This window comes from Echinicola strongylocentroti (assembly GCF_003260975.1).
In the GTDB taxonomy this organism is placed as follows: Bacteria; Bacteroidota; Bacteroidia; order Cytophagales; family Cyclobacteriaceae; genus Echinicola; species Echinicola strongylocentroti.
This window is the reverse complement of sequence record NZ_CP030041.1, coordinates 42,371-64,433: the sequence shown is the minus strand read 5'-3', so window position 1 is coordinate 64,433 and position 22,063 is coordinate 42,371. Positions and strand designations below refer to the sequence as shown.

At 44.0% G+C, this 22,063-nt stretch carries 22 protein-coding genes; 5 read left to right on the top strand and 17 right to left on the bottom strand.

Annotated features, from left to right (window positions below):
* The 4 genes from DN752_RS00270 to DN752_RS00255 form a co-directional block, all read right to left on the bottom strand.
* The gene (locus tag DN752_RS00270; protein ID WP_112782121.1) at nt 1-789 is read right to left on the bottom strand and encodes a metal ABC transporter ATP-binding protein; all 789 of its coding nucleotides are present in this window, start codon (nt 787-789) and stop codon (nt 1-3) included.
* Nucleotides 758-1,702, bottom strand: coding sequence for a metal ABC transporter solute-binding protein, Zn/Mn family (locus tag DN752_RS00265; protein ID WP_112782120.1), 945 nt, complete (start codon nt 1,700-1,702; stop codon nt 758-760). Before DN752_RS00265 ends, DN752_RS00270 begins: the two co-directional genes overlap by 32 nt.
* Nucleotides 1,699-2,367, bottom strand: a complete 669-nt coding sequence (locus DN752_RS00260) for a metal-dependent transcriptional regulator (protein ID WP_112782119.1) — start codon at nt 2,365-2,367, stop codon at nt 1,699-1,701. Before DN752_RS00260 ends, DN752_RS00265 begins: the two co-directional genes overlap by 4 nt.
* Before the next feature lie 759 nt (nt 2,368-3,126).
* Nucleotides 3,127-4,239, bottom strand: a complete 1,113-nt coding sequence (locus tag DN752_RS00255) for a glycosyltransferase (RefSeq protein WP_112782118.1) — start codon at nt 4,237-4,239, stop codon at nt 3,127-3,129.
* A gap of 45 nt (nt 4,240-4,284) precedes the next feature.
* Here DN752_RS00255 and DN752_RS00250 point away from each other — a divergent pair, with 45 nt between their 5' ends.
* Complete coding sequence (locus DN752_RS00250; RefSeq protein ID WP_112782117.1) at nt 4,285-5,100, top strand: 2,3,4,5-tetrahydropyridine-2,6-dicarboxylate N-succinyltransferase; 816 nt, start codon at nt 4,285-4,287, stop codon at nt 5,098-5,100.
* 67 nt (nt 5,101-5,167) lie between these two features.
* Nucleotides 5,168-5,767, top strand: a complete 600-nt coding sequence (locus DN752_RS00245; protein ID WP_112786365.1) for a tetratricopeptide repeat protein — start codon at nt 5,168-5,170, stop codon at nt 5,765-5,767.
* A gap of 151 nt (nt 5,768-5,918) precedes the next feature.
* Here the strand turns inward: DN752_RS00245 and DN752_RS00240 are convergent, their stop codons facing one another.
* Nucleotides 5,919-7,148, bottom strand: a complete 1,230-nt coding sequence (locus DN752_RS00240; RefSeq protein ID WP_112782116.1) for a phytanoyl-CoA dioxygenase family protein — start codon at nt 7,146-7,148, stop codon at nt 5,919-5,921.
* Nucleotides 7,149-7,425: 277 nt separating this feature from the next.
* Between DN752_RS00240 and DN752_RS00235 the strand changes: the two genes are divergently transcribed.
* Both DN752_RS00235 and DN752_RS00230 read left to right on the top strand, forming a co-directional pair.
* Nucleotides 7,426-7,683: a hypothetical protein gene (locus DN752_RS00235; RefSeq protein WP_112782115.1), complete on the top strand. Its 258-nt coding sequence runs from the start codon at nt 7,426-7,428 to the stop codon at nt 7,681-7,683.
* Nucleotides 7,684-8,082: 399 nt separating this feature from the next.
* The gene (locus tag DN752_RS00230; RefSeq protein WP_112782114.1) at nt 8,083-9,549 is read left to right on the top strand and encodes an SLC13 family permease; all 1,467 of its coding nucleotides are present in this window, start codon (nt 8,083-8,085) and stop codon (nt 9,547-9,549) included.
* 219 nt (nt 9,550-9,768) lie between these two features.
* Here DN752_RS00230 and DN752_RS00225 read toward each other — a convergent pair whose 3' ends face one another.
* The 5 genes from DN752_RS00225 to DN752_RS00205 all read right to left on the bottom strand — a co-directional run bounded on the left by DN752_RS00225 (nt 9,769) and on the right by DN752_RS00205 (nt 14,512).
* Nucleotides 9,769-10,953: a porin gene (locus DN752_RS00225; RefSeq protein WP_112782113.1), complete on the bottom strand. Its 1,185-nt coding sequence runs from the start codon at nt 10,951-10,953 to the stop codon at nt 9,769-9,771.
* 9 nt (nt 10,954-10,962) lie between these two features.
* Entirely contained in the window at nt 10,963-11,409 is a 447-nt protein-coding gene (locus tag DN752_RS00220) for a PepSY-like domain-containing protein (RefSeq protein ID WP_112782112.1), read from the bottom strand.
* A gap of 305 nt (nt 11,410-11,714) precedes the next feature.
* Nucleotides 11,715-12,986, bottom strand: coding sequence for a sensor histidine kinase (locus DN752_RS00215; RefSeq protein ID WP_112782111.1), 1,272 nt, complete (start codon nt 12,984-12,986; stop codon nt 11,715-11,717).
* A 312-nt stretch (nt 12,987-13,298) separates the two neighbouring features.
* On the bottom strand, nt 13,299-13,976 hold the full coding sequence (locus DN752_RS00210; RefSeq protein ID WP_112782110.1) for a response regulator transcription factor: 678 nt from the start codon (nt 13,974-13,976) through the stop codon (nt 13,299-13,301).
* A 140-nt stretch (nt 13,977-14,116) separates the two neighbouring features.
* A complete protein-coding gene (locus DN752_RS00205) occupies nt 14,117-14,512 on the bottom strand; it encodes a group III truncated hemoglobin (RefSeq protein WP_112782109.1) in 396 nt (131 codons plus the stop codon).
* Between the two features lie 167 nt (nt 14,513-14,679).
* On the opposite strand from DN752_RS00205, the gene DN752_RS00200 reads away from it, so the two are divergent.
* Nucleotides 14,680-15,096 (top strand): OsmC family protein, encoded by a 417-nt coding sequence (locus DN752_RS00200; RefSeq protein ID WP_112786364.1) that lies wholly within the window; start codon nt 14,680-14,682, stop codon nt 15,094-15,096.
* Between the two features lie 331 nt (nt 15,097-15,427).
* On the opposite strand, the gene DN752_RS00195 is transcribed toward DN752_RS00200, so the two are convergent.
* The 7 genes from DN752_RS00195 to thiC form a co-directional block, all read right to left on the bottom strand.
* Nucleotides 15,428-16,387, bottom strand: a complete 960-nt coding sequence (locus DN752_RS00195; protein WP_112782108.1) for an aldo/keto reductase — start codon at nt 16,385-16,387, stop codon at nt 15,428-15,430.
* A gap of 103 nt (nt 16,388-16,490) precedes the next feature.
* Nucleotides 16,491-16,691, bottom strand: coding sequence for a dodecin family protein (locus tag DN752_RS00190; protein ID WP_112782107.1), 201 nt, complete (start codon nt 16,689-16,691; stop codon nt 16,491-16,493).
* An 89-nt stretch (nt 16,692-16,780) separates the two neighbouring features.
* A complete protein-coding gene (gene thiH / locus DN752_RS00185) occupies nt 16,781-17,905 on the bottom strand; it encodes a 2-iminoacetate synthase ThiH (protein ID WP_112782106.1) in 1,125 nt (374 codons plus the stop codon).
* Nucleotides 17,898-18,665, bottom strand: a complete 768-nt coding sequence (locus tag DN752_RS00180; protein WP_112782105.1) for a thiazole synthase — start codon at nt 18,663-18,665, stop codon at nt 17,898-17,900. The genes thiH and DN752_RS00180 overlap by 8 nt, the downstream gene beginning before the upstream one ends.
* Nucleotides 18,646-19,296 carry a thiamine phosphate synthase gene (locus DN752_RS00175; protein ID WP_170134437.1) on the bottom strand — a complete coding sequence of 217 codons (651 nt, stop codon included), beginning with the start codon at nt 19,294-19,296 and terminating at the stop codon, nt 18,646-18,648. Before DN752_RS00175 ends, DN752_RS00180 begins: the two co-directional genes overlap by 20 nt.
* Nucleotides 19,296-19,886, bottom strand: a complete 591-nt coding sequence (locus DN752_RS00170) for a thiamine phosphate synthase (protein WP_112782104.1) — start codon at nt 19,884-19,886, stop codon at nt 19,296-19,298. Before DN752_RS00170 ends, DN752_RS00175 begins: the two co-directional genes overlap by 1 nt.
* A complete protein-coding gene (thiC, locus tag DN752_RS00165) occupies nt 19,886-21,757 on the bottom strand; it encodes a phosphomethylpyrimidine synthase ThiC (RefSeq protein ID WP_112782103.1) in 1,872 nt (623 codons plus the stop codon). The genes DN752_RS00170 and thiC overlap by 1 nt, the downstream gene beginning before the upstream one ends.
* Between the last annotated feature and the right edge of the window lie 306 nt (nt 21,758-22,063).

Sequence of the window (22,063 nt, the reverse complement as noted above, 5' to 3'; positions counted from 1 at the left end):
TCAGCTCTTTAATGGGTTGAAGTCACTTTTCTTGATCACTTCTCCAATATCGGTGAGTGTGGATAACTTGCCACCATAGGTTTTGGTCAATAGCTCTTCGGTAAGCACCTCCTTGGTCGGGCCAGAGGCCACCAAGTGCATATTGAGCATGATCAGCCAGTCGAAGTAGGTGCCAGCAGAGTAGATGTCATGGTGGACGACGATTACTGTTTTGCCACTGGCAGTCATTTCCCTGAACAGCTCTACGAGGGCTTTTTCGGTGCTCATGTCCACCCCGGCAAAAGGCTCATCCATAAAATAGATGTCTGCTTGCTGTGCCAAAGCCCTTGCGATAAACACCCTTTGCTGTTGGCCTCCGGAGAGCTCACTGATCTGCCTCTTGGCAAATGCTTTCATGTTTACTTTTTCCAAACACGCTAGGGCCAATTCCTTTTCCTTCTTTCCGGGTCTTTTGAACAGTCCCAAGTGATGGTAGGTCCCCATCATAACAATGTCCAATGCGGAAGCGGGGAAGTCCCAGTCGACCGACTCACGCTGAGGGACGTAGCTCACCCTGTTTCTGACTTGGTTTAACTCTTGGTCAAACAACCTTGAATAACCGCTGTTGGCTTCTATCAAGCCCATGATGGCCTTGATGAGCGTGGATTTGCCGGCGCCATTTGGCCCTAAGATACCTATCAGTGCTCCTGATGGCAAGGTAAGGTCGATATTCCATAGTACCGGGTTTTGGCCATAACTGACCATCAGGTCATGGACCTCAACTGCCGGGTTCTCTATTTGTTGTATCATGCTGTTTCAGGTTATTTACAATCTCATCCACATTGGTCTTTACCATGCCTACATAAGTCCCCGCAGGGCCTTCAGGGTCTCCCAAGCTATCAGTGTAGAGTGGACCTGCAAGTGTTACTTGATGTCCTTTCCGCCTGCACCCTTCTACCACCGCTTTAATGGCCCGAGGAGAAATGGATTGTTCTATAAATATGGCTTTGATGTCTTTTTCTATTATAAAGTTGACCAAACTGGACACGTCGTTCAGTCCCGGTTCGCTAAGTGTGGACAGTCCTTGGAGCCCTTTTACCTCTATTTGGTAAGCTTTGCCAAAGTAAGAAAAGGCGTCATGGGCAGTGATCAGCACCTGGCCTTGGTTGGTGATGGATTTGACCTTTTGGGCGCTATACTGGTCAAGCTCATCGAGTTGGGCCTTATACTTTTCCCAGTTGGCATTGACATAAGGCTCCCATGTTGGTTTCCTTTCGATGATTTTATCTTTGAGGTTACGCATGGCGATGCTCCAAAGATGCACGTCAAACCAAATGTGGGGATCCACGGTATTGGCATAATCCGGACTTGAGATCAGTAGAGTAGGGGGGAGTGTAGCTCCTACATTGACGACAGGGTGTGTACGTGAAAACTTATGAAGGACTTCCACCATTTTCCCTTCCAGGTGCAGCCCATGGTACACCACCAGGTCTGCTTCAAAGAGCAGATCCAAATCCCGTTGGGAGGCTTTGTATAGATGTGGGTCCACGCCGACGGCCATGATGGGCGTGACTACTGCGCTGTCGCCTACAAGCGCCTTCACACCATCGGCCATGATGTTGGTAGTGGCCGTAATATGGAATTTTTCCCTTTCCCCGTCTTTGTCGAATTTACATGCGCTGAGCTGGACGAGGCCTATCAGCACCAAGATCCGTATTCTCATGAGGTTTGTATGACTAAGATGTTACTTGCAACGTCCTTGGACATGAACAAGTTTTTTTTATTGTCAACCAAAATTTCCAATGATCCATCAAATTCCACTTTATCGAGGATCTTGATCCGTGCGCCAATATAGGCACCTACTTTATCCAAGTAACGCAGAAATGCTGCGCTGCTGTCTTTAACTGCTACGATCTGTCCTCCATCATTGATATGAAGTCCGTTCAGGGGCATTCTCGGTCGGGCTTTTACATCGCCGTATTCATCAGGGATGGGGTCGCCGTGGGGGTCATATTTGGGATTGCCAAGGAAGTCATCCAAACGCTGGATCAACAAGTTGGATTTGACATGCTCCAATTCCTCCGCTACTTCGTGTACCTCGTCCCAGCTGAACATCAATTTTTCTACCAAAAAGACCTCCCAGAGACGGTGCTTACGAATGATCTGAAGTGCTGATTTTTTGCCTTCCTCTGTGATGGTGACGCCGTAGTATTTCCGGTAGTTGATCACTGCTTTTTCGGACAACCTTCTAAGCATGTCGCTCACCGAGGCAGGTTTGGTTTTCATCTCTTTGGAGAGGTCATTGGTGGATACGTTGTGTTGACCGCCTTCTGACAAATGGTAGATGGCTTTTAAATAATTCTCTTCTGCGTATGTCAATGATAGCATCTCTGTTCTCTAAAGTTTATAAATACAAATATATGGTTTTTAGGTAATACTAAAAAAATATTTCAATAAAACCTAAATCACCTGTGGATAACTGATTTCGATATGTGATTACGGTTTTAGTCTTAGCTAAAAATAAATTACGTTTATGTCTAAATTATGATCTATATTATTGAATAACAGTTACTTGACAACTTATCCACATAGCCGTATTTTTACCATTAGGCCAAATGGACAGCGTTTCCAAAATGAGCCTCCCAGTTTACACATTCCAAAAATGTGGATAAGTAATAAGTGGAAAATTGATGTGGATAGGGAAGGAAAACCGTACAGAGACGGGTTTATAATCTTGACTCTTCAATACTGCCCAACATTCATTGGGACAGGATACTGAAATCCCTCATTTTCACCTGTTCATAAATGGGGTTGTCGGAACATGCACTGCGGCCTAGTCTAAAGCCAAGGGCAGGCTCGTCTAAACTGCCTAGTGCCTGACAGGGCGTAGGATGTGATTTGCGGGTTTATAAGGCTCTCGCTACGTTCCCCCAGTTGGAGTAAAGAACCCATCTAAAAGTACAGGGTAAACTGATTAAGGAATTCCCTATTGTGCCCTATGTGCCTAATGTGGTTCTCCTATAACTTAGCTACTTTACGTTACTTTCTCTAAGTCTTAGAACCCGGGTCAAAACACTGAAATTCACCCATTCACTTTCAGCAATAAACCTCTTTTCCAAGGTGTTTGGGCTATTTGTACCGATTTGATTATTGTCCGAGCAACTTTTCCACAAGCTGAAGGAGCTTTGGTTTTTCACTTTCCCATGTTACTTCTTCACCTACTGGCTGGGTAAATTGTTGTTGGGCAATCATGGTACGGAGTTGACCAGCATTTAGCTGGGAAAAGTCCACGGCTGTACCTGCTGGATAAGGCGCTATTAACTTTATCCACAATGGATTTTCCGGGATGATCATGGGGATTTTCATGGCCAGGGCTTCATAGATTTTGGTCGGGATTTTGGACCAAATACTGGGTAGCCACCGATATGGCAAAAGCAGGATATCAGCCTCTTTCATGGCTGAAATAATGACTTGTTGGTTGAGGGGGTGGTCGCTGAGCTGAAGGTGTATATCAGGTGAGTTGATGGAAAGCTCCCTGATCTTTGACCTGAAGTCAGCCATCGGGGCATAACCTACTATGGATAATTGTGCCTGTGGAAAATGCGACTTTAGGCGCTTGAACCATTGGATGCCTTCTTCGATGCCATAGACCTTGGTGAGGGTTCCTGTTAGGATAAATTTAATCGCCGTTGTCGGAAGATAAAAACTAGGTTTGTTATCCACATTTCCATGATGCTTATTTTCCAGTACTGTATAATTTTTGATATCAGGAAACTCCTGTGGATAACATTGCTCTGCCATGAAGTAATGATCCACGAAGGGCTTGCCGATTTTTTCCACAATTTGTATATATACCGACGCTGGGTACCTGAGCCATTTACTCAAAGTCCGGTTATGCCGTATGTTTTTAGCGTAATTTTCCTGCAAATCATAGATTAGTTTATATCCCACAAACGGCTTTAGGATCAAGGCAGGAAAGAGGAGTTCGTAGGTGGTAACAATAACTAAGCTCGGTCGAATGTGGAGCAGCTGTGAAAAAAACCTAAAAGGCACTAGCAGTCGTGTAGGGTGCAACCGGTCCTTGTCGAAGATTGCAGTAAATTCAATATTTTCCAGTTTTGGCGGATTTTTTTCTAAAAATCCTATGATGTTAATGTGGTATTTATTTGTTTCACGAAGTGAAATTGCCAGCTTGTAAAAAGCCCTACTATCGGTAAGAGGCTTTAATATTGAAGCAATGACAATATTGGTTTTTTTCATGTACAACGTGATGTGCTTAACAAGAGCGAATCTAATATAAAATTTATGGAATTAAAGACTATCATCGAAAACGCCTGGGAAAACCGGGAGTTGCTGAAGGAAAAGGATGTTCAAATCACCATCAAAACGGTCATCGAAGAATTGGACAAAGGTAAGCTCCGTGTGGCAGAACCATTGGAAGATGGCGAGTGGCAGGTGAATGACTGGGTAAAGAAGGCTGTCATCCTGTATTTTCCCATCCAAAAAATGCGCACTATCGAAGTAGGGCCTTTTGAATTTCATGACAAGATGGCCCTTAAGTCTGATTATGCCAAGCAAGGAGTGAGGGTGGTTCCTCATGCAGTGGCACGATATGGCGCGTTTCTTGCAAGTGGAGTGGTAATGATGCCTTCCTATGTCAACATCGGTGCTTATGTAGAAGGTGGCACGATGGTGGATACTTGGGCGACAGTAGGCTCTTGTGCCCAGATCGGCAAAGATGTACACCTTAGCGGTGGCGTGGGAATAGGTGGCGTACTAGAGCCTATACAGGCCGCTCCCGTGATCATTGAGGATGGAGCCTTTGTAGGATCAAGGGCAATCATCGTGGAAGGTGTCCGTGTGGGCAAAGAAGCTGTTATTGGTGCCGGAGTCACTTTGACAGCCAGCTCCAAGATCATTGACGTTACTGGTGATGAGCCAAAAGAATATAGAGGCTATGTTCCTCCAAGATCAGTAGTGATCCCAGGATCTATCGCCAAGCAATTTGCCGCTGGAGAATACCAGGTGCCATGTGCCTTGATCATTGGACAGCGCAAGGAGTCTACGGATCGCAAGACCTCACTAAATGAGGCATTGCGTGAAAACAACGTAGCCGTATAGGTCCGCGGAGGAACACCGAATAGCGCCATAGCGGCAGCTATCAAATGGACTTAATAAAAATATGTTTATGCTAAAAAGATCATTTATGGGGCTGTGCGTATGTGCAGCCCTTTTTTCGGGATGTGGAAATAGTGGAGAATCCAAAGGGGATGCACTCTTCCAACAGGGAAGCTACCAAGAAGCGATAGCTGCTTATTCAGATCGCTTGGCCACTAAGCCCAAAGATGTGGAAGCACTCTACAGCAGAGGTCGGGCTTATGAGGAGCTGGGCGACCTAGAGAGTGCAAAAGCCGACTTTGAGGCAGGATTTAAGCTGGATGATAAGAATGTAAAACTTCTCATGGCACTTTCCAATGTCTATCAAAAGGAAGGTAATCACGAACGATCGCTGTTGTATGCGGAATATGCTACAACTGCCCCCGGTGCTCCCGCCATGGCCTATTTCATGAAAGCCAGGGCACTTCACCAGATAGGAAGTACCGAAGAAGCTATGAAGGAATATACCGCAGCAATCGAACAAGATAAGGATTTTGGTCAGGCATATTATTATCGTGGCGTGCTGGAGTATGCCACCAAAAAACAACGCAGTGCTTGTGCGGACTTTGAAAAAGCCGCTTCACTGAACTATGCAGCTGCTGAAGCAGCGGTGGAAAAGTACTGCAAGTAAGGTAGATGCAGCTCATCTGTCCACGCAAAAGCCCAAGGATTTTTCCTTGGGCTTTTGGTTTTTATGGCTTGGGGTCATTTGGCTTCGGCTCCGTTGGCTTCGGCTTCGCTCAGCCGCCGTTTATGAGAATATCAGCGATTTATCTGCCGCATCAGTGGTAACTGCGTTCCATCCCAATTTCATGCTTTTCGGCCCAATCAAGGCCACGGGGGAGGTTCAGGGAGTTAAGTGCGATGTGGATAACTTTTGCCGAATTTCCCATCTCGTTATAGGAAGTGCTGTGTACCAGTAACGGTTTCATCAGGTGAAGGCCTCCTGAACTCACCTCCGCAATCGCAGGAAACCGGTTAATTGGTGGTGAATATACTTCATCTTCAATCAATTTCTTCTTGTGGGAGCCTGGCAAGATTCTTAATGCACCATTTTCTTCGATCGTTTCCTCTAAATGGATCCTGATGACCAAGCCGTGTTTTAATAATTTGGCAGGAGGACGGACATTATAATAACCATCGCATTCACGCCAGTCTGTATATCCTGCTATTGGTGTACTGTTTTTTACATTGATAGTGATGTCTTCGCGCCAATTGTTAGCGCGTTGGTCTCCAAGTGACAAGGTGTCGACTACAGCAGCTTTCATCACAAACAAGTCAATATCCACAGCATTTAGAATAGTTGTCAGGTTTTTATTGAAAATCAAAGGGGATAATTCAGGTATTTTTTGAAATAGGCTGTGAATTAACGAAGACGAGTTATTTGTACTGTTTTCATACAGGTACTTGTCGATGTGCTCAGTGATCAGTTTAATTTCGTTCTGGGTGTAAATAGGAGGAAAAATATACGATCCTCTCTCACGTAATTTCCAATCCAATGCAGACAGTCTTTGTTCATTTAGAAGGAGGGGAGACTGCTTATTTATGTCTTCCACTTCGTTCTGCGTATTTTCTATAGCAGGTATCACCGAAGACGGATCGGAATGACCTAGGGTCAAAATTTCATTTTCCAATTGCTGCACAAGTCCATTTACTCCTTGAAAGTAGGTGAAATCTCTGTATTGCTTTAATATATCCACCACTTCCGTCAGTTGCTGGGAGTCCTGCTCAGTTAGTGGAGTATCCATGATAGAAAAAGTAGGGTCCTCATAGCTGTAAAACTTTTTCTTAGAAACGACGATGGGAGCATTATAGCCAGGTTCTTCACTGCGCATATGTTGTAGGTCCATTTGGATGGTCCTTTTGCTTACCCTTTTATCCACACCTTCATAATGGTACATTGCCTCAGAGCAAGCCGTGATGAGATCGTTCAGTGTCCAACGACGATTGCTGTCCCTAAGGCACTTGTCAATGGTAATATAACGGATTAGGGCTTTTTTGTTTCCGGCCATTTTTATAAGCTTTAGTTAAAAAAAAGAATAATTGCTCAATTGCCCAAAATTTTTAACCAATTAAAAATGTATTTAATAGTGCTTTTATTGATATTTATAATTCCAACACCTAAATCCACTAAAAGAAAACTTCCATATGTTCTAGTTTTCTATGTTATCCACCGTCAAAATAGGCTACTAACTGGGGTTAATGTGTAGGATTTGATGTGGATTAAGTTTGTCCTATAAATTGGCTTGAGTAACTTTCTGGCCAAATCAACCTTCATAGAGACATTATATGTTTGACAGCAGCGATTATCCTAAAGCACTTGACGAAGAACTTTTTCAATCTTGGTTGGAGCAAGGAAGAGAAATGAAAATCAGTTACAATTACCTTTTGATTATTTGGAATATGATGGAGGAAATCTACCAACCAGCCTACATCGAAGAGCGCGAGGAATGGAACGAGTACGAACGTTACCCCAATAACACCGGCCAAGATGCATTGGTAGCTGTATTTGATTTGTACTCGGAGTCTAGGGTGGTGTTGTCCTAAATGGGGTTATGTAGTTATAATATTTTATATGTTAAATAGATAATTAATTATTGTTATATAATTTACATTATGTTAAATAAAGAAAACCCAACTCTCATAAACAGCATGTTCTATCGCTTTTGATCTTCTCCTCTCTTCCATACTTTGTAGATCAAATGGCTAACAGAAAGCTTGATCATAAAGGTATGGCCTTGGGTACTGCTTGGATACTGGCTCGATCTACTGATCCATCCAGAAAGATCAATGCTGTTAGACAGCTACATTATTTTCGCCGTTGTTCACAATTTTTCCTAATGCACGTAAAAGCTCCTTAAGATTTATTATTATTGGATAAATGTATCTACTGCTAAGGCCCTGTTTCTTTTGTGGCTTGGCAAAAAAACTATCCTTGCTGACTTCATGAATAATATGTTGTGGAAGCGTTCCGGTTTAGTGCTGGGGCCAATGGCTTTTTTGTTGATTGTTTTGTTTTTCCGTCCTGAAGGATTGTCACAGGAAGCCTTGGCTGTGATGGCTCTCGCTATTTGGATGGCCATTTGGTGGATTTCTGAGGCCATTCCGATTTCCGCTACAGCCTTATTGCCGTTGTTGGTGTTGCCATTGACAGGTGCGCTGCCTATGGATGATACGGCAGCACCGTATGCAGATCCTAAGGTATTGCTTTATATGGGAGGTTTTATGATCGCCGTGACCATAGAAAAATGGAACCTTCACAAGCGCATTGCCCTTTCGATCATCAGCTTGATCGGTACCGACATGCGTTTTATCGTCTTGGGATTTATGCTGGCCACTGCCCTGCTGTCCATGTGGATTTCCAATACCGCAACTAGCCTTATGATGCTGCCCATTGCCGTAGCGGTGGTCAACCAACTCGCTGAAGGCATCACCCAAAATGAAGTGACTGATACGATGATTGGTCAGGCCTTGATGCTTGGAATTGCCTATAGCGCTTCTATTGGCGGTATGGCGACGATTATTGGGACACCTACGAATATCGTTTTGGTGGGCATCGTAAAAGAACTTTATGGTATTGAGATTGGTTTTGCGGAATGGATGTTGGTGGGCTTGCCTATTTCGTTGTGCTTACTGGGGATTTGTTGGTGGTATTTGGTGCGCGTAGCTTATCCTTTCCCCAAAAATATGACGCTGGCTGGAGGAAAAGCTGAAATCCAACGCCAATTAACTGCCTTGGGAACCATAAGCAAACCCGAAGTACGTGTATTGATCGTCTTTTTGTTGGTGAGTTTTTGCTGGATCAGTAGGGTGTTTTTATTGCAAGACCTCCTCCCCTTTTTGAATGATACGATTATTGCTCTTGCAGGCGTTATTGCCTTGTTTATGATTCCCGCAGCACGGGGAAAAAAGCGCTTGTTGGACTGGAAGACGGCTGAAAACATCCCTTGGGGCATTTTATTGCTCTTTGGAGGTGGACTCTCGCTTGCTGCAGGCTTTAAGGTAACGGGTTTGGCAGCTTGGCTGGGAGGCCATTTTGAAGCACTGCAAGGGATCCACTTCCTGGTCTTTATCCTGATCATCGTTGCTTCGGTCAATTTCCTCACCGAAATCACCTCCAATGTAGCCACCGCTTCCATGCTGCTGCCTATTTTGGGGGCTGTTGCCTTGGCCTTGGGTGTACATCCGTATGGGCTGATGGTAGCCGCCACGATGGCTGCAAGCTGTGCCTTTATGCTCCCAGTGGCCACGCCGCCCAATGCAGTGGTGTTTGGCTCTGGCTACCTGACCATTCCTGCCATGGCCAAAGCGGGGCTTTGGATGAATATTCTTTCCATCTTTTTCATTACTTTATTTGTTTACTACATCATGCCGCTTCTGTGGGGAATTGACCTGAAGGTGTACCCTTTTTAGGGTTAAGGTTGATTTTATTATAAGTTGTTTAAAATGTTGAAAATCAATTAATTATAATATATTTTTATTGAGTCAGAGACTCAATGTTAGTCGTACCGGGGCACATCCCTCGGTACAACCGTTCTCGTTTTTATCATTTGACTGTCTCCTATCTCTAGGCTCATCTCATCTCTCACAACTTGCTCTTCGCTCAAATTTTGATCCTATTTACCTCTTTCCTCAAAACTTCACTTGTGCCTGGATCCTTATCAAGTTTCCGACCTGATGGTTATGGGATAGTTCTTGGTCTTCATACTGTCGATCTGCCATCGTGTACACCGCTACCAATTCAAAATGCTCAAAAGGGTGGTATTCGATGCCCATTTCTGTCTCAGTAACGACATAACTTCTGCCATCCAATTCGTGTTTTTTGCCCCCATCATAATGCTGAACCCGGACAAATGGGATAAACTGCTGTTTTCCAACTGCCATAAAATAAGATGCTGTGATGTAGCCACCTTGGAGATTTTTTACTTTTATTGATTGTGTAGTACGGTCATATTCGGGGCCTCTTCCCAGGTTGTACTCTGCTTGGATACCCAATGGCCTTGGATAAAGGACTAAAGAACCTCCCATTCGCTGATCGATGTATTCATGATTGGTTTTGGCGATTACGCCATCACTTACTTCGGGAAGGACATACTTCCCTGAATACGCTTGGATGCCCGGTTCTATGATTTGCCCTGAGCCCAGTTGGATAGGATAAGAAAACCGTGATACCACATGGAAAGAATTGTTCTCATCCGGATGGTTGGCCGTTTGCCCATTATAGATACCAAGGGCAAAGACTCCAAAATCCCCCGAATGCTTATAAGGCTTGAGGGCTTTCATCAGTTGTCTGATTTCCTTTGGTGCCCAATAAAAGTATATTCCCAAATCCCGTTCATCCTTAACGCCACTGTTCAGGGCATCATTTCTGTCCAATGGTAGTCGATCACTGCTCGACTGCATGTTTTCATAGCCAAAAGGCACTTTGCTTTGCCCAATGCGCAGTCGGTATTCATTTTCCGGATCCAATCCAATATCCATGTACGCATCTTTAATGCGGGCTACGTGGATATTTTCACCCACAGATTTTGAGAAATCCGGTTGGAAATATAAAAACACGCGGGGACTGATTTGTCCATAAATTTTGAAACGCATCCTTCGGATGGAAAGTCCCCCACCCTCTGCACCCCAATATTCATCGCATTGTTCGCAATTTAAATCGGAATTGCTTTCATAAAGCTTGTTGTACCGCACTTGGAGATAGCCACCAATGTGGATATTTTCATACCACTTTTGATGACTATCTTCAGCTTTCTGTGCCATTAGGGATGTGCTAAGTGTTAAGCACATTCCCAGTAGAAAAAGTAGTCGTTTCATATGCGTTGCTTAATCGGCTCTTTGACTGACTACTTGGCCACTTGGGTCGATCAGCACTTCCCAGTCTTGCCTCCGGCTATCCAAATCCAGCAGGTAAATGCTTTTGTTATTTTCTGTAATCCTTTTGGAGTCATCGATAGCATATCCTTCAAATTGCTTGGAAACAGTATTTTGGACGGCATTGGGAAGATCTTTGGTAGCGATTTCTTCTATATGCTTCACTTGTTCTCCTTCTGAAGTATACCAAGCTTCATGCTCCGTCCACCACCCTGTTTCAAATTCCACCTGGTACTGTGCGCCTTTCATTTCCCATTCCATGTCCTTGGCATCAGGGAAATCGCTGTGGAATTTGTTCAGGATTACAGAAGGAACTTGTTTTTGGGCAATGTCCTGAGCATTGGCCAAGGTAGCGGTAAATGCTCCAGCTACGATAAATAATAAGATGTGCTTTTTCATGGGTATAATCTTTTTTTGTTTATACCACAAATCAACTGTTCGAATATGGAAAGAATTGGGAATCGCTGAATAGGATGGAAAAAAGTCTGTTAAAGTTCGTTTGATGCTAGGGGATAAATCACTGGTAAGCTAATACCTTATTTTTTTCAGCAAATAGGATCAGGATTGAATAAAGGAACTCTTATAAACTATAAAATTAAATTTATAACTTTGATAATTAGTTATTTATATTGTATTACTTAAAGCTTTAAGTAATAGATGTTTTTTAGGTCAATAGAAAAACCTAATCTCCCAAATACCTCTTCTTACACCCCAAAATCAACACAAAACCCATGCTTCCCTTCAATATGCTGGTAGCTTATACCAAAGCCATAAAGATGGCAAATGGCTTCTACAATGGATAGCCCCAATCCAGTATTTTGCTGACTCTGGCCATTTTTGTAGAAGCGCTTAAAAATTTGTGCAGCATCCAGCGATCCATCGGTGGCCGTATTGTGGATGATAAGTTTCCCTTGCTGTAGCTGAATGATGACCTCTCCTCCTGCTTGGTTGTGGATGATGGCATTTTTGATCAGGTTATTGATCATGGTACTGGCCAGCATCCTGTCCATGGTAACGGTTACTTCTTGACTTGCTTCCATTTTGACCAGCACCTCTTTGAAGGAAGCAAAATCCTCAAAGTCGATCATGCTTTGCTCGACCAACTCTTTGAAGGAAATCGCTTGGTTGTCAAAGAATTGCTTGTTTTCGATCTTGCTCAGTAGTAAAAGTGATTTGTTTAGCTGCGTCAGTCTTGCCGTGATCTGTAGTACTTCAGCAGCGATTGCTGCATCAGCGTTTTCCATACTGTTTTGTTCCAACAGCAATTCAAGCTTACTGGTGATAATGGCAAGGGGTGTTTGGAGCTCGTGCGCGGCATTTTCGGTGAATTGCTTTTGGTTGGCGTAAGCATCCAATGTATGGTTGATCAGCTGATCGCAAGAACGCTTCAGTTCTAGAAATTCCTTGGTTCGGGTTTCCATGGTCGGAAGTGGTGAGGCCTTATTGACCCTGAAGGCCTTTATTTGTTCCAAAAAACTATAAAATGGCCTCCATACTTTCTTAAGTATGATATTATTGACAAACAAAATACTGATGATCAGCAATAGGTAAAGCCAAAAAATCGCCCAAAACATGTCCTCGATAAGATCATCTTCTTCGACCATGGAAGAAATCACCTCTAACTTATAATATTGCCCCTCATGCTCAAAGGCCGTTGTCAACATCCTTACCGGCTCCTTGTCGTCTTCGTCAAGCATGTACATCAGCGTATCTTTATAGCTGTCTTTTACCTGTAAGGCTTCGCTCTTATCGATGGGCCATAGGGCATAATTACTTTCGCCAAATTCATTTTTTGAAAATATAGTGCTGTCTTCCGCTGCCTTGTTGATGATCAGTAGCTTATAGTTGGCCAAGCCATCATCAATGCTGTCATAGATCTCATCCAGCATATTGACATAAAAAACCACCGACCACAGGCTGACAATCAGCAAAATGGAAATGGAAAGATAAGTGAGCGATTGGTTCAGTAATTTCATTAACTGCTCTTTTACTGGGATTCTATGGCTTTGACTTCGGGTTTAGGCCGGGTTCAATGCCGTTTAGTTAGTGGGTATCTGGTTATATTGGTTCTAGAATTTTTCATAGGGCAAAGCATCCTTTTAACCCGGATTATGCATTAGGAGTCGTAGTGAGAGCTGAAATTGCAAGAAAATCAGTTAGTTTGGAGGCATTAGCGTAGCACCGCTACGGTTATGCCGAAAACTAAAGTGAAACGGCTGATTTTGAAGCAGTTTAAGGTCGCAACACCTGTGCGCCGTGGCGTAGATAGGCTAATGCATATTCCGGGTTTATGGTTCACCAAGCTTATAGCCTACTCCATACACCGCCTGGATTTCAAAATTGGCCTGAGCCTCCTGCAGTTTTTTCCGGAGATTTTTGATCTGGTAATAGATGAAATCAAAATTATCCGCTTGGTCGGTATGATCTCCCCAGACATGTTCAGCAAGGGCTGTTTTGCTTACCAGCCGGTTTTTATTGAGCATAAAGTAATTTAGGATATCAAATTCCTTACGGTTCAGCGTCACTTCCAGTCCGCCAATCATCAGCTCCCGGTTGTCCAAATCCAGCACCGCATTGCCAATTTCGATGGTGTTTTTTCCGTCCAACTGCTTTCTGCGCAATACGGCCTTGACGCGGGCATTCAGCTCTGCCAAGTGAAACGGCTTGGTGAGGTAGTCATCGGCTCCCAAGTCCAAGCCCCGCAGTTTATCGTCCAGGGAATCCTTGGCAGAAACGATGATGACATTTTCACTTTTGCCTGCCTTCTTAAGTTCTTCCAATATTTCCAATCCACTACCGTTTGGTAGCATGATGTCCAATAAAATGCAGTCATAGTCGTAAACAAACAGCTTATCCAGCGCCTCATGGTATTCCTCAGCTGTTTCCACTACATACTGTTCCTTTTCTAGCGAGCTTTTCATCGCTTTCAGGAGTTCCTTTTCGTCTTCTATGGCTAAGATTTTCACCGTGTAAAAGTCCCGTTTAATTCTGGAAAGATATGGGAATAATGTCAAGTATGGAGATATAATGGCAGAAAATGCCGAGGCGAATCCCCAGCACAAACCTAACTTTCTTGTTTGCTCTTAGCGCTATACGCTACTAAATGCTACCGGTCCCGTGCTTCATAAATCCTCAAAAACAAGATACTGGCCATGTTTCTGGCGTGTTCTTTGGCGTGATTGGCTACTTTTCCCTCAAATAACCTATCCAAGGTGGTAAACCACAGCTCCAGCCAGTTGCCAAAATGTACTTGGCTGAGCCCCTGCCCTGTTTTCTGATCCACCTCTTTGTGCGCTTTCAGCGGATTGAATTTATTCTTGCCTGGCCCTGATTGTAGCAAGATCATTTCCCAAAAATCCGATAACCTTTCTAGGTGTTCTGGCCAGTTGGTCACGATACCGTTAAAAATCGGCCCTAAACTGGGGTGCTGTCTCACTTGTCCATAAAATGTATGTACGAGTTTTTCCACATCTTCCCTATTACTGATATCCTGCTTTGTCATACTACAAAGTTACGGTATCGCAGGAAAGGTGGAAAATACCTGACGATAAATTGATTACTTTAAGTTAATTTGGGTCTGGGCAATTATTCATGCTTGGATTTAAGTATCTTGGTAAGAAGATTGCTTCAATAATAAACATAGTTTTTAACCAAAAAATCACTAATAACATGAAATTTTCAAGAAATGCTTCAGCCAACTGGAAAGGCAGTGGAAAAGAAGGCAAAGGCACCGTCAGCACCGAAACCACTGTTTTGGACAAGACACCATATTCCTTCAAGTCACGCTTTGAAGACGGAAAAGGTACCAACCCTGAAGAACTGCTGGGTGCTGCCCATGCAGGATGTTTTTCGATGAAGCTGAGTTTTGTGCTCAATGAAATGGGCTTTACTGCTGATAACATCGATACTACCGCAAAAGTAACCATGGAGGACGGTAAGATCACCAATGTACACCTGGACCTCAGCGCAAAAATTCCTGATATCAGCGAGGACGATTTCAAAAAAGCGGCTAAAGAGGCCAAAGAAAATTGCCCCGTTTCTGCGCTATTTAATACAGAGATTACCATGGATACCAAATTGGGCTAAAATCTTCCCATTAGGGATTATAAAAAGAAATTTCTCACGGAAATCACACTTTGTGACATCCGTGAGAAATTTTTGGTTTAACCCGGATTATGCGTTAGGAATCGTAGTGAGAGCTGAAATTGCAAGAAAATCAGTTAGTTTGGAGGCATTAGCGTAGCACCGCTACGGTTATGCCGAAAACTAAAGTGAAACGGCTGATTTTGAAGCAGTTTCAGGTCGCAACAGATAGGCTAATGGATATTCCGGGTTTAACCTTGTTTCAATACCATTTAGTCAGTGTGATTCTGGTGATACTGGCTTCCACTGATTAACTCAACGAGGTTGAAGCAGCTCAGGAATATTCCTCCCAGAAATCAGCTAGTTCATAAGGACTGTTGTACTCAGTCCACAGTTTGCCATCCGTAAAGCGATGGGGACCTTCGAGTTGATCGAGCTCATCCATCTCGTCCTGACTCAAGGTCAATACACTTGACTTAAAGTTTTCCTCAATCCTTGAAGGGGTTACTGATTTGGGTATCACCGATATATCCCTTTGCATGTTCCATGTCAATACTACTTGGGCCGGTGAGGCGTTGAGTTTATTGGCAATGGACTTAACGACTTCATGTTCCAATAGAATCGGGAGGTCTACCCCATCGGTTCCTTTGGTCCTGTAGGCCGCGCCAAGTGGTGCGTAAGCGGTTAGGTGGATGTCTTCATTTTTGCAGAAGTCCACCAGTCCTTGCTGCGGCAAGAATGGATGCATCTCGATCTGGTTGACCTCTGGTGCTACTTTGGCTTTGGCCAGAACCTCCTTAAGTTTATTGATTTTAAAATTGGAAACACCAATGTGCTTTACTTTTCCTGTCTCCAATATAGCTTCCATAGCAGCCCAAGTTTCAGTAAGAGGGATACGATCAAGGTTTTCAAAATCAGCAGCGGATGTTGGAAACTCCACACCATGTTTCAGGGCCAATGGCCAATGCACCAAGTATAGGTCCAAATAATCCAGCTGAAGATCTTTGAGGGTGTTTTCTAGCGCAGGCTGTACATGTTCTGGTTTGTGGGAGTCATTCCAAAGCTTTGAAGTCACCCAAATATCCTCCCTTTTTACAATTCCATCGGCGAAAGCCTTGGCAAAGGCATCCCCTATTTCTTTTTCGTTTTTGTAAATATATGCGCAATCAAAGTGACGGTATCCTACTTCGATGGCTTTTAAAACCGCCTTATATACTTCTCCTGGTTTGGATTGCCAAGTGCCCAAACCTAAGATGGGCATGTTGTCCCCGTTGCTAAAAGTCAGTGATTTCATGTTATTGTTTGATTTTGAAAATGATGAATGAAAATAAACCCTTTGAAATGGTACTATTAATATACCTTTTCAAAGGGCAATAGGGAAACAAAAGTTCCAAAGATCAATTTACTTCGAAGGAAACCTTTGCATTTATCCCGTAAGAAACGATTTGGTTGTTTTCCACGTTGGCTTTCATGTTTTCTACATAAACGGACTTAATATTCTTTACCGTTTTGGAAGCTTCGGAGACCGCATTTTTGACGGCATCATCAAAGCTTTTGTCAGAACTGGCGATAACTTCAATAATCTTCACTATAGACATAATCGTACAATTTTGGGTTAACAATCGTTATTGGCCATTTTGACCTTTGACTAATTTGGTGCAAAAGATCTGCCAAGACTGCCTGTTTTTTATCCAAAACTATCTTGCAAAACAGGGTCCCAATCCTTCCAAACCGGTTGATACCCATTGTTTTTCAATAAACCTGCAATTTTATCAGGACTTCGCTCATCCGAAATCTCAAATTGCTCCAACGATTCTTTGCCAGCGGCATAGCCTCCAGGATTGGTTTTTGATCCTGCACTCATGGAAGTGATGCCCAGCTTGATCACATGGTTTCTGAAATTTTCCGTTTCACGAGTGGACAGGGAAAGCTCTACATCTGGGTCCAGCAATCGATATGCGCAAATAAGCTGCACTAACTCCTTGTCGTTCATGGCCACTTTGGGCTCCTGTCCTCCCGAAAATGGCCGCAAGCGAGGAAAAGAGATCGCGTATTTCGTTTGCCAATACTTCTTTTCTAAATAACGCAAGTGCATTGCGGTGTAAAAACTATCTACCCGCCAGTCTTCCAAGCCGATCAGTGAGCCAATTCCCACCTTATGAATCCCTGCTCTACCCAGTCGGTCGGGTGTTTCGAGCCGATAGTCAAAATTTGATTTTTTTCCTTTTGGGTGGTGGATTTTATAGGTGTCTCGATAATAAGTCTCCTGATAGACCAGCACACTATGCAGTCCACTTCGGATGAGTCGCTCGTATTCATCTTGGTCAAGTGGCTGCACTTCCATGCTGACATTGGCAAAATGTGGCTTTATCAGTTGAATGGCATGTTCGAGATAGTCCACGCCTACCGTTCGGTTGGCCTCACCCGTTACGATGAGAATATGTTCAAAGCCCATTCCCTTAAGGACCTCTACTTCCTTCATGATTTCTTTGTCCGAAAGGGTTTTGCGCGGGATTTTATTGTCCAGACTAAATCCACAGTAAGTGCAGATGTTTTGACATTCATTGGAAAGATAAAGCGGGGCAAAAAGTTGCATATTGTTACCAAACCGTTGCAGTGTCAATTGACGGCTCTTTTGCGCCATTACTTCCAGGTAGGGAGCTGCTGCTGGAGAAACCATGGCCAGGAAGTCTTCGAGGTTTCTTTCTTTTTTGGCCAAGGCCTGCTCTACCCTTTCAGCCGTGACGTTGGTTAAAGCTTGATGCACTTTTTCTGGTGGAAATTGAGATAATTGCTCTCTAAATTCACTCATAAGATAAGAATTCTGTTAATGGACTACTTGCATTTGCTTGGGCACTGATAGCACCTTGGCCGCATTCATAGGCCATTCTACCTGCTTCGACGGCCATTTTAAAAGCTCTTGCCATTTCCACTGGGCGTTGTGCTACGGCGATGGCTGTATTGACCAGTACCGCATCGGCGCCTATTTCCATGGCTTGGGCAGCATGTGAGGGCACTCCCAGTCCTGCATCTACCACTACTGGCACATTGCTCTGCTCGATGATGATCTTCAGAAAATCCAAGGTCCGGAGCCCATTATTGCTGCCAATTGGAGAGCCAAGAGGCATTACTGCCGCTGCCCCTGCTTCCTCCAGCCTTTTACAAAGCACAGGATCGGCATGGACATAAGGCAGTACCACAAAGCCTTCCTTTACCAACTCTTCGGTTGCCTTAAGGGTTTCTATAGGGTCAGGCAACAAATACTTGGGATCAGGGTGGATTTCCAGCTTCACCCAATTGGTCTCCAGCGCCTCCCTGGCCAGTTGAGCTGCAAATACAGCCTCTTTAGCTGTCCGGACGCCAGAAGTATTCGGAAGTAAATTGATGCGCGAATGCGATAAATGCGCCAACATATCGTCGTCTTTGTCTTTGACATCTACCCTTCGCAGTGCCACAGTGACTAATTCCGACTCAGATACCTCCAAAGCTTCCTGCATGGAGGTATAAGTAGGGAATTTTCCTGTTCCTGTAAATAACCTCGATGAAAAGGTCTTATTGGCAATAGTCAACATAGTCAAATGTATTTAGAATTTTTTTAATTAATTGATCTGGTACTTTGGATTGGTGCAAAAGCCCACTGACAGCCACTCCATAAATACCTGTTTCCTTCAGGGAAGATAGGTCTTCCTGCAAAATGCCACCTATTGCAATAACTGGCAAATAGGGATGTTTAAGTTTCAACCTGTCCATAACACGCTGGTAACCAGTATTCTCTAGTGTTGGGCTTAAATTCTTTTTTGTAGTAGTAAAGCGATAAGGTCCCAATCCGATATAGTCGGCTTCTTTAGCTACTTCCATGATGTCCTCATAAGTATTTGCAGTAGCACCAATCACCAATTTATTCCCATACCGTTCTCGGATATCATAGACGGCCTTATCTTCTTTGCCGACATGGACTCCTGTAGCGCCTATTTTGAATGCAATTTCAGGGTGGTCATTGATGATAAGTTTACAGTCGTACCGTTCACAAATTTCTTTGGCGTTAAAAGCAGTTTTTAGGATTACAGGTTTCGGAAAATCTTTCATCCTTAGTTGGACCCATCTGCCCCCAGCTTCACAATATTGTCTGATTGCTTGCAGGTAGTCTTCGGGATGGTCAAAATTGGGCGTGATAAATTGCAGTTTGTGAATCTTGGTTATCATTAGGGTTGCTGTTTGTGGTTAAAGAATAACTTTAATCGGGATGCGGTATCCTCTCCTTTCCAGATACTTCCTAATAGTGCAGCGCCGTCAAAGCCCAAAGAGTCCAAATAGTCCGTTTTTTCAGGGCTTATACCTCCGAGGGCAAACACCTGAAAAGGCAATAAAGGCTTAGTTTCTTTCATCCATCGGCTAAGTTCATCCGCAGCAAAAGCTTGGAAATATCCTGGCTTGGAGATACTATCAAATATAGGACTGATAAATGCATAATCCAGTTTATTATGAGGCGTTTTTTGCAGTGATTCCAATTGATGAAAAGATTTGCTGACCAGTTTTGATGATGGCAAGATCTTTTGGTTGCTTTTATAATGCACGCCTCCCAGTCCAAATTCCCCAATCAATTCATGATGGCCATGAAGGGAAACTTTAGGATAATATTCAGGTGGTAGCTGGGAAATCAATTTTGCTATTTGGCCACTTGACCAGTCAGGTTTCCTGATATGCAAGCGGAAAAGACCATGATCCAGCAGCTGGACCATGGTTTGGATTTCTTCCTTTACTTCCTCAGGGGAACTGATCAGAATATATCGCATTATTGGTTGAGATAGATTTCCCCTCCTTTTTCGGTAAATTCTTCAGCTTTTTTCTGCATGCCTTCCTCTATGGCTTCTTGACTGTCCAGCCCATTTTTATCGGCATAATCCCGCACATCCTGCGTGATTTTCATGCTGCAGAAATTGGGGCCGCACATGCTACAGAAGTGGGCGATTTTGGCGCCATCTGCGGGCAATGTCTCATCATGGAAGGACCTGGCTGTATCAGGATCCAAGGAAAGGTTAAACTGGTCTTCCCATCGGAACTCAAAGCGGGCTTTGCTCAAGGCATCGTCTCTGTGCTGCGCTCCGGGATGACCTTTGGCCAGATCTGCCGCATGGGCAGCGATTTTATATGTGATGACACCGTCTTTGACATCCTTCTTTTCTGGTAAGCCCAAATGCTCCTTGGGTGTTACATAACAAAGCATCGCGCAACCATACCAACCAATCATCGCAGCTCCGATACCAGAGGTAATATGATCATAACCAGGAGCAATATCCGTGGTCAATGGGCCTAAAGTGTAAAACGGTGCTTCCCCACATTCGACCAACTGCTTATCCATGTTTTCTTTGATCATGTGCATCGGAATATGCCCAGGACCTTCGATTATGGTCTGCACGTCATGCTTCCAGGCGATCTGTGTAAGCTCACCCAAGGTTTCCAACTCGGCAAACTGAGCTGGATCGTTGGCATCGGCGATGGATCCAGGACGCAGTCCATCTCCCAGTGAAAAAGTCACATTATAGGCTTTCATGATTTCGCAGATTTCCTCGAAATGCGTATAGAGAAAATTCTCCTTGTGATGGGAAAGACACCATTTGGCCATAATAGAACCACCTCTGGAAACGATGCCCGTGACCCTTTTTGCGGTCATGGGAACGTATCGGAGCAGTACACCAGCGTGAATGGTAAAGTAATCCACCCCTTGCTCGGCCTGCTCGATAAGCGTATCCCTGAACAATTCCCAGGTAAGGTCTTCGGCCTTGCCATTGACTTTTTCCAATGCTTGGTAAATCGGCACCGTACCGATGGGCACGGGGCTGTTGCGCAAGATCCACTCGCGGGTTTCATGGATGTTTTTCCCCGTAGAAAGATCCATGATAGTATCCGCTCCCCAGCGACATGCCCAAACGGCTTTCTCAACCTCCTCTTCGATACTCGAACCAATGGCTGAGTTTCCAATATTCGCATTGATCTTTACCAGAAAATTTCGCCCGATGATCATGGGTTCGGCTTCTGGATGGTTGATATTAGCTGGGATCACGGCCCTTCCCTTGGCCACTTCATCCCGTACAAATTCCGGTGTGATCATGTTTTTCGGGGTATTTGCACCAAAGTTCTCACCCGGATGTTGTTTTGTAAGCTCCTGTTGCTCGGCGATGCGTTGGTTTTCACGAATGGCGATGTACTCCATTTCAGGAGTGATGATGCCCTTTTTGGCATAATGCATCTGGCTGACATTTTTTCCTGACTTGGCACGATAAGGCATTTTCACCAAATCAAAACGCAGCTTGTCCAGCGAAGGATTGTCCAATCGTCGTTGTCCATATGCTGAAGTGAGTTTTTCGAGCTGCTCTACATCGCCACTGTTCAAGATCCATTCTTCCCTAAGTCGTTCGAGTCCTTTTTTCACATCTATATGTGCGTTAGGATCGGTATAGGGGCCACTGGTATCATAGACTGTCACCGGAGGATTTTTTTCTACTGTCTCATGGCGATCCAGGTGGGAGACTGTATCGTGCAATGCAATTTCTCTCATGGCGACCTTAATAGGGTGTAGGTTACCTTCTACATAGACCTTTTTGGAGTTTGGAAAAGGGTCTGTGGTAATGTAAGACTTGATGTTCTCTTGACTGAGCGTTTTCATGTTTTATGTTAGTAAGGTGGTGTAAAGTTTGAATGTTAAATGAGGGTTAGAAGATATGAAAATCGTATCGTTGAAAGATTTCCCTTACACTGTGCTCTAGTGCCTGTATTTTCGACTTCTTTCGCTACCCTACCAGCGATGATCAACCTAATTCCCGAAGTTGGTCAATACTGGACACAGGTAACCAGGCAGGGCTTTGTCTGCATCAGACAGCCCCTTTTCTGGTCTCAAGTTCAGCGCTAAGCGTAACGGTACATGCTCCTACCACTGTGCGGAGACGAATTCCAAATCGAACTCAAGTTATAG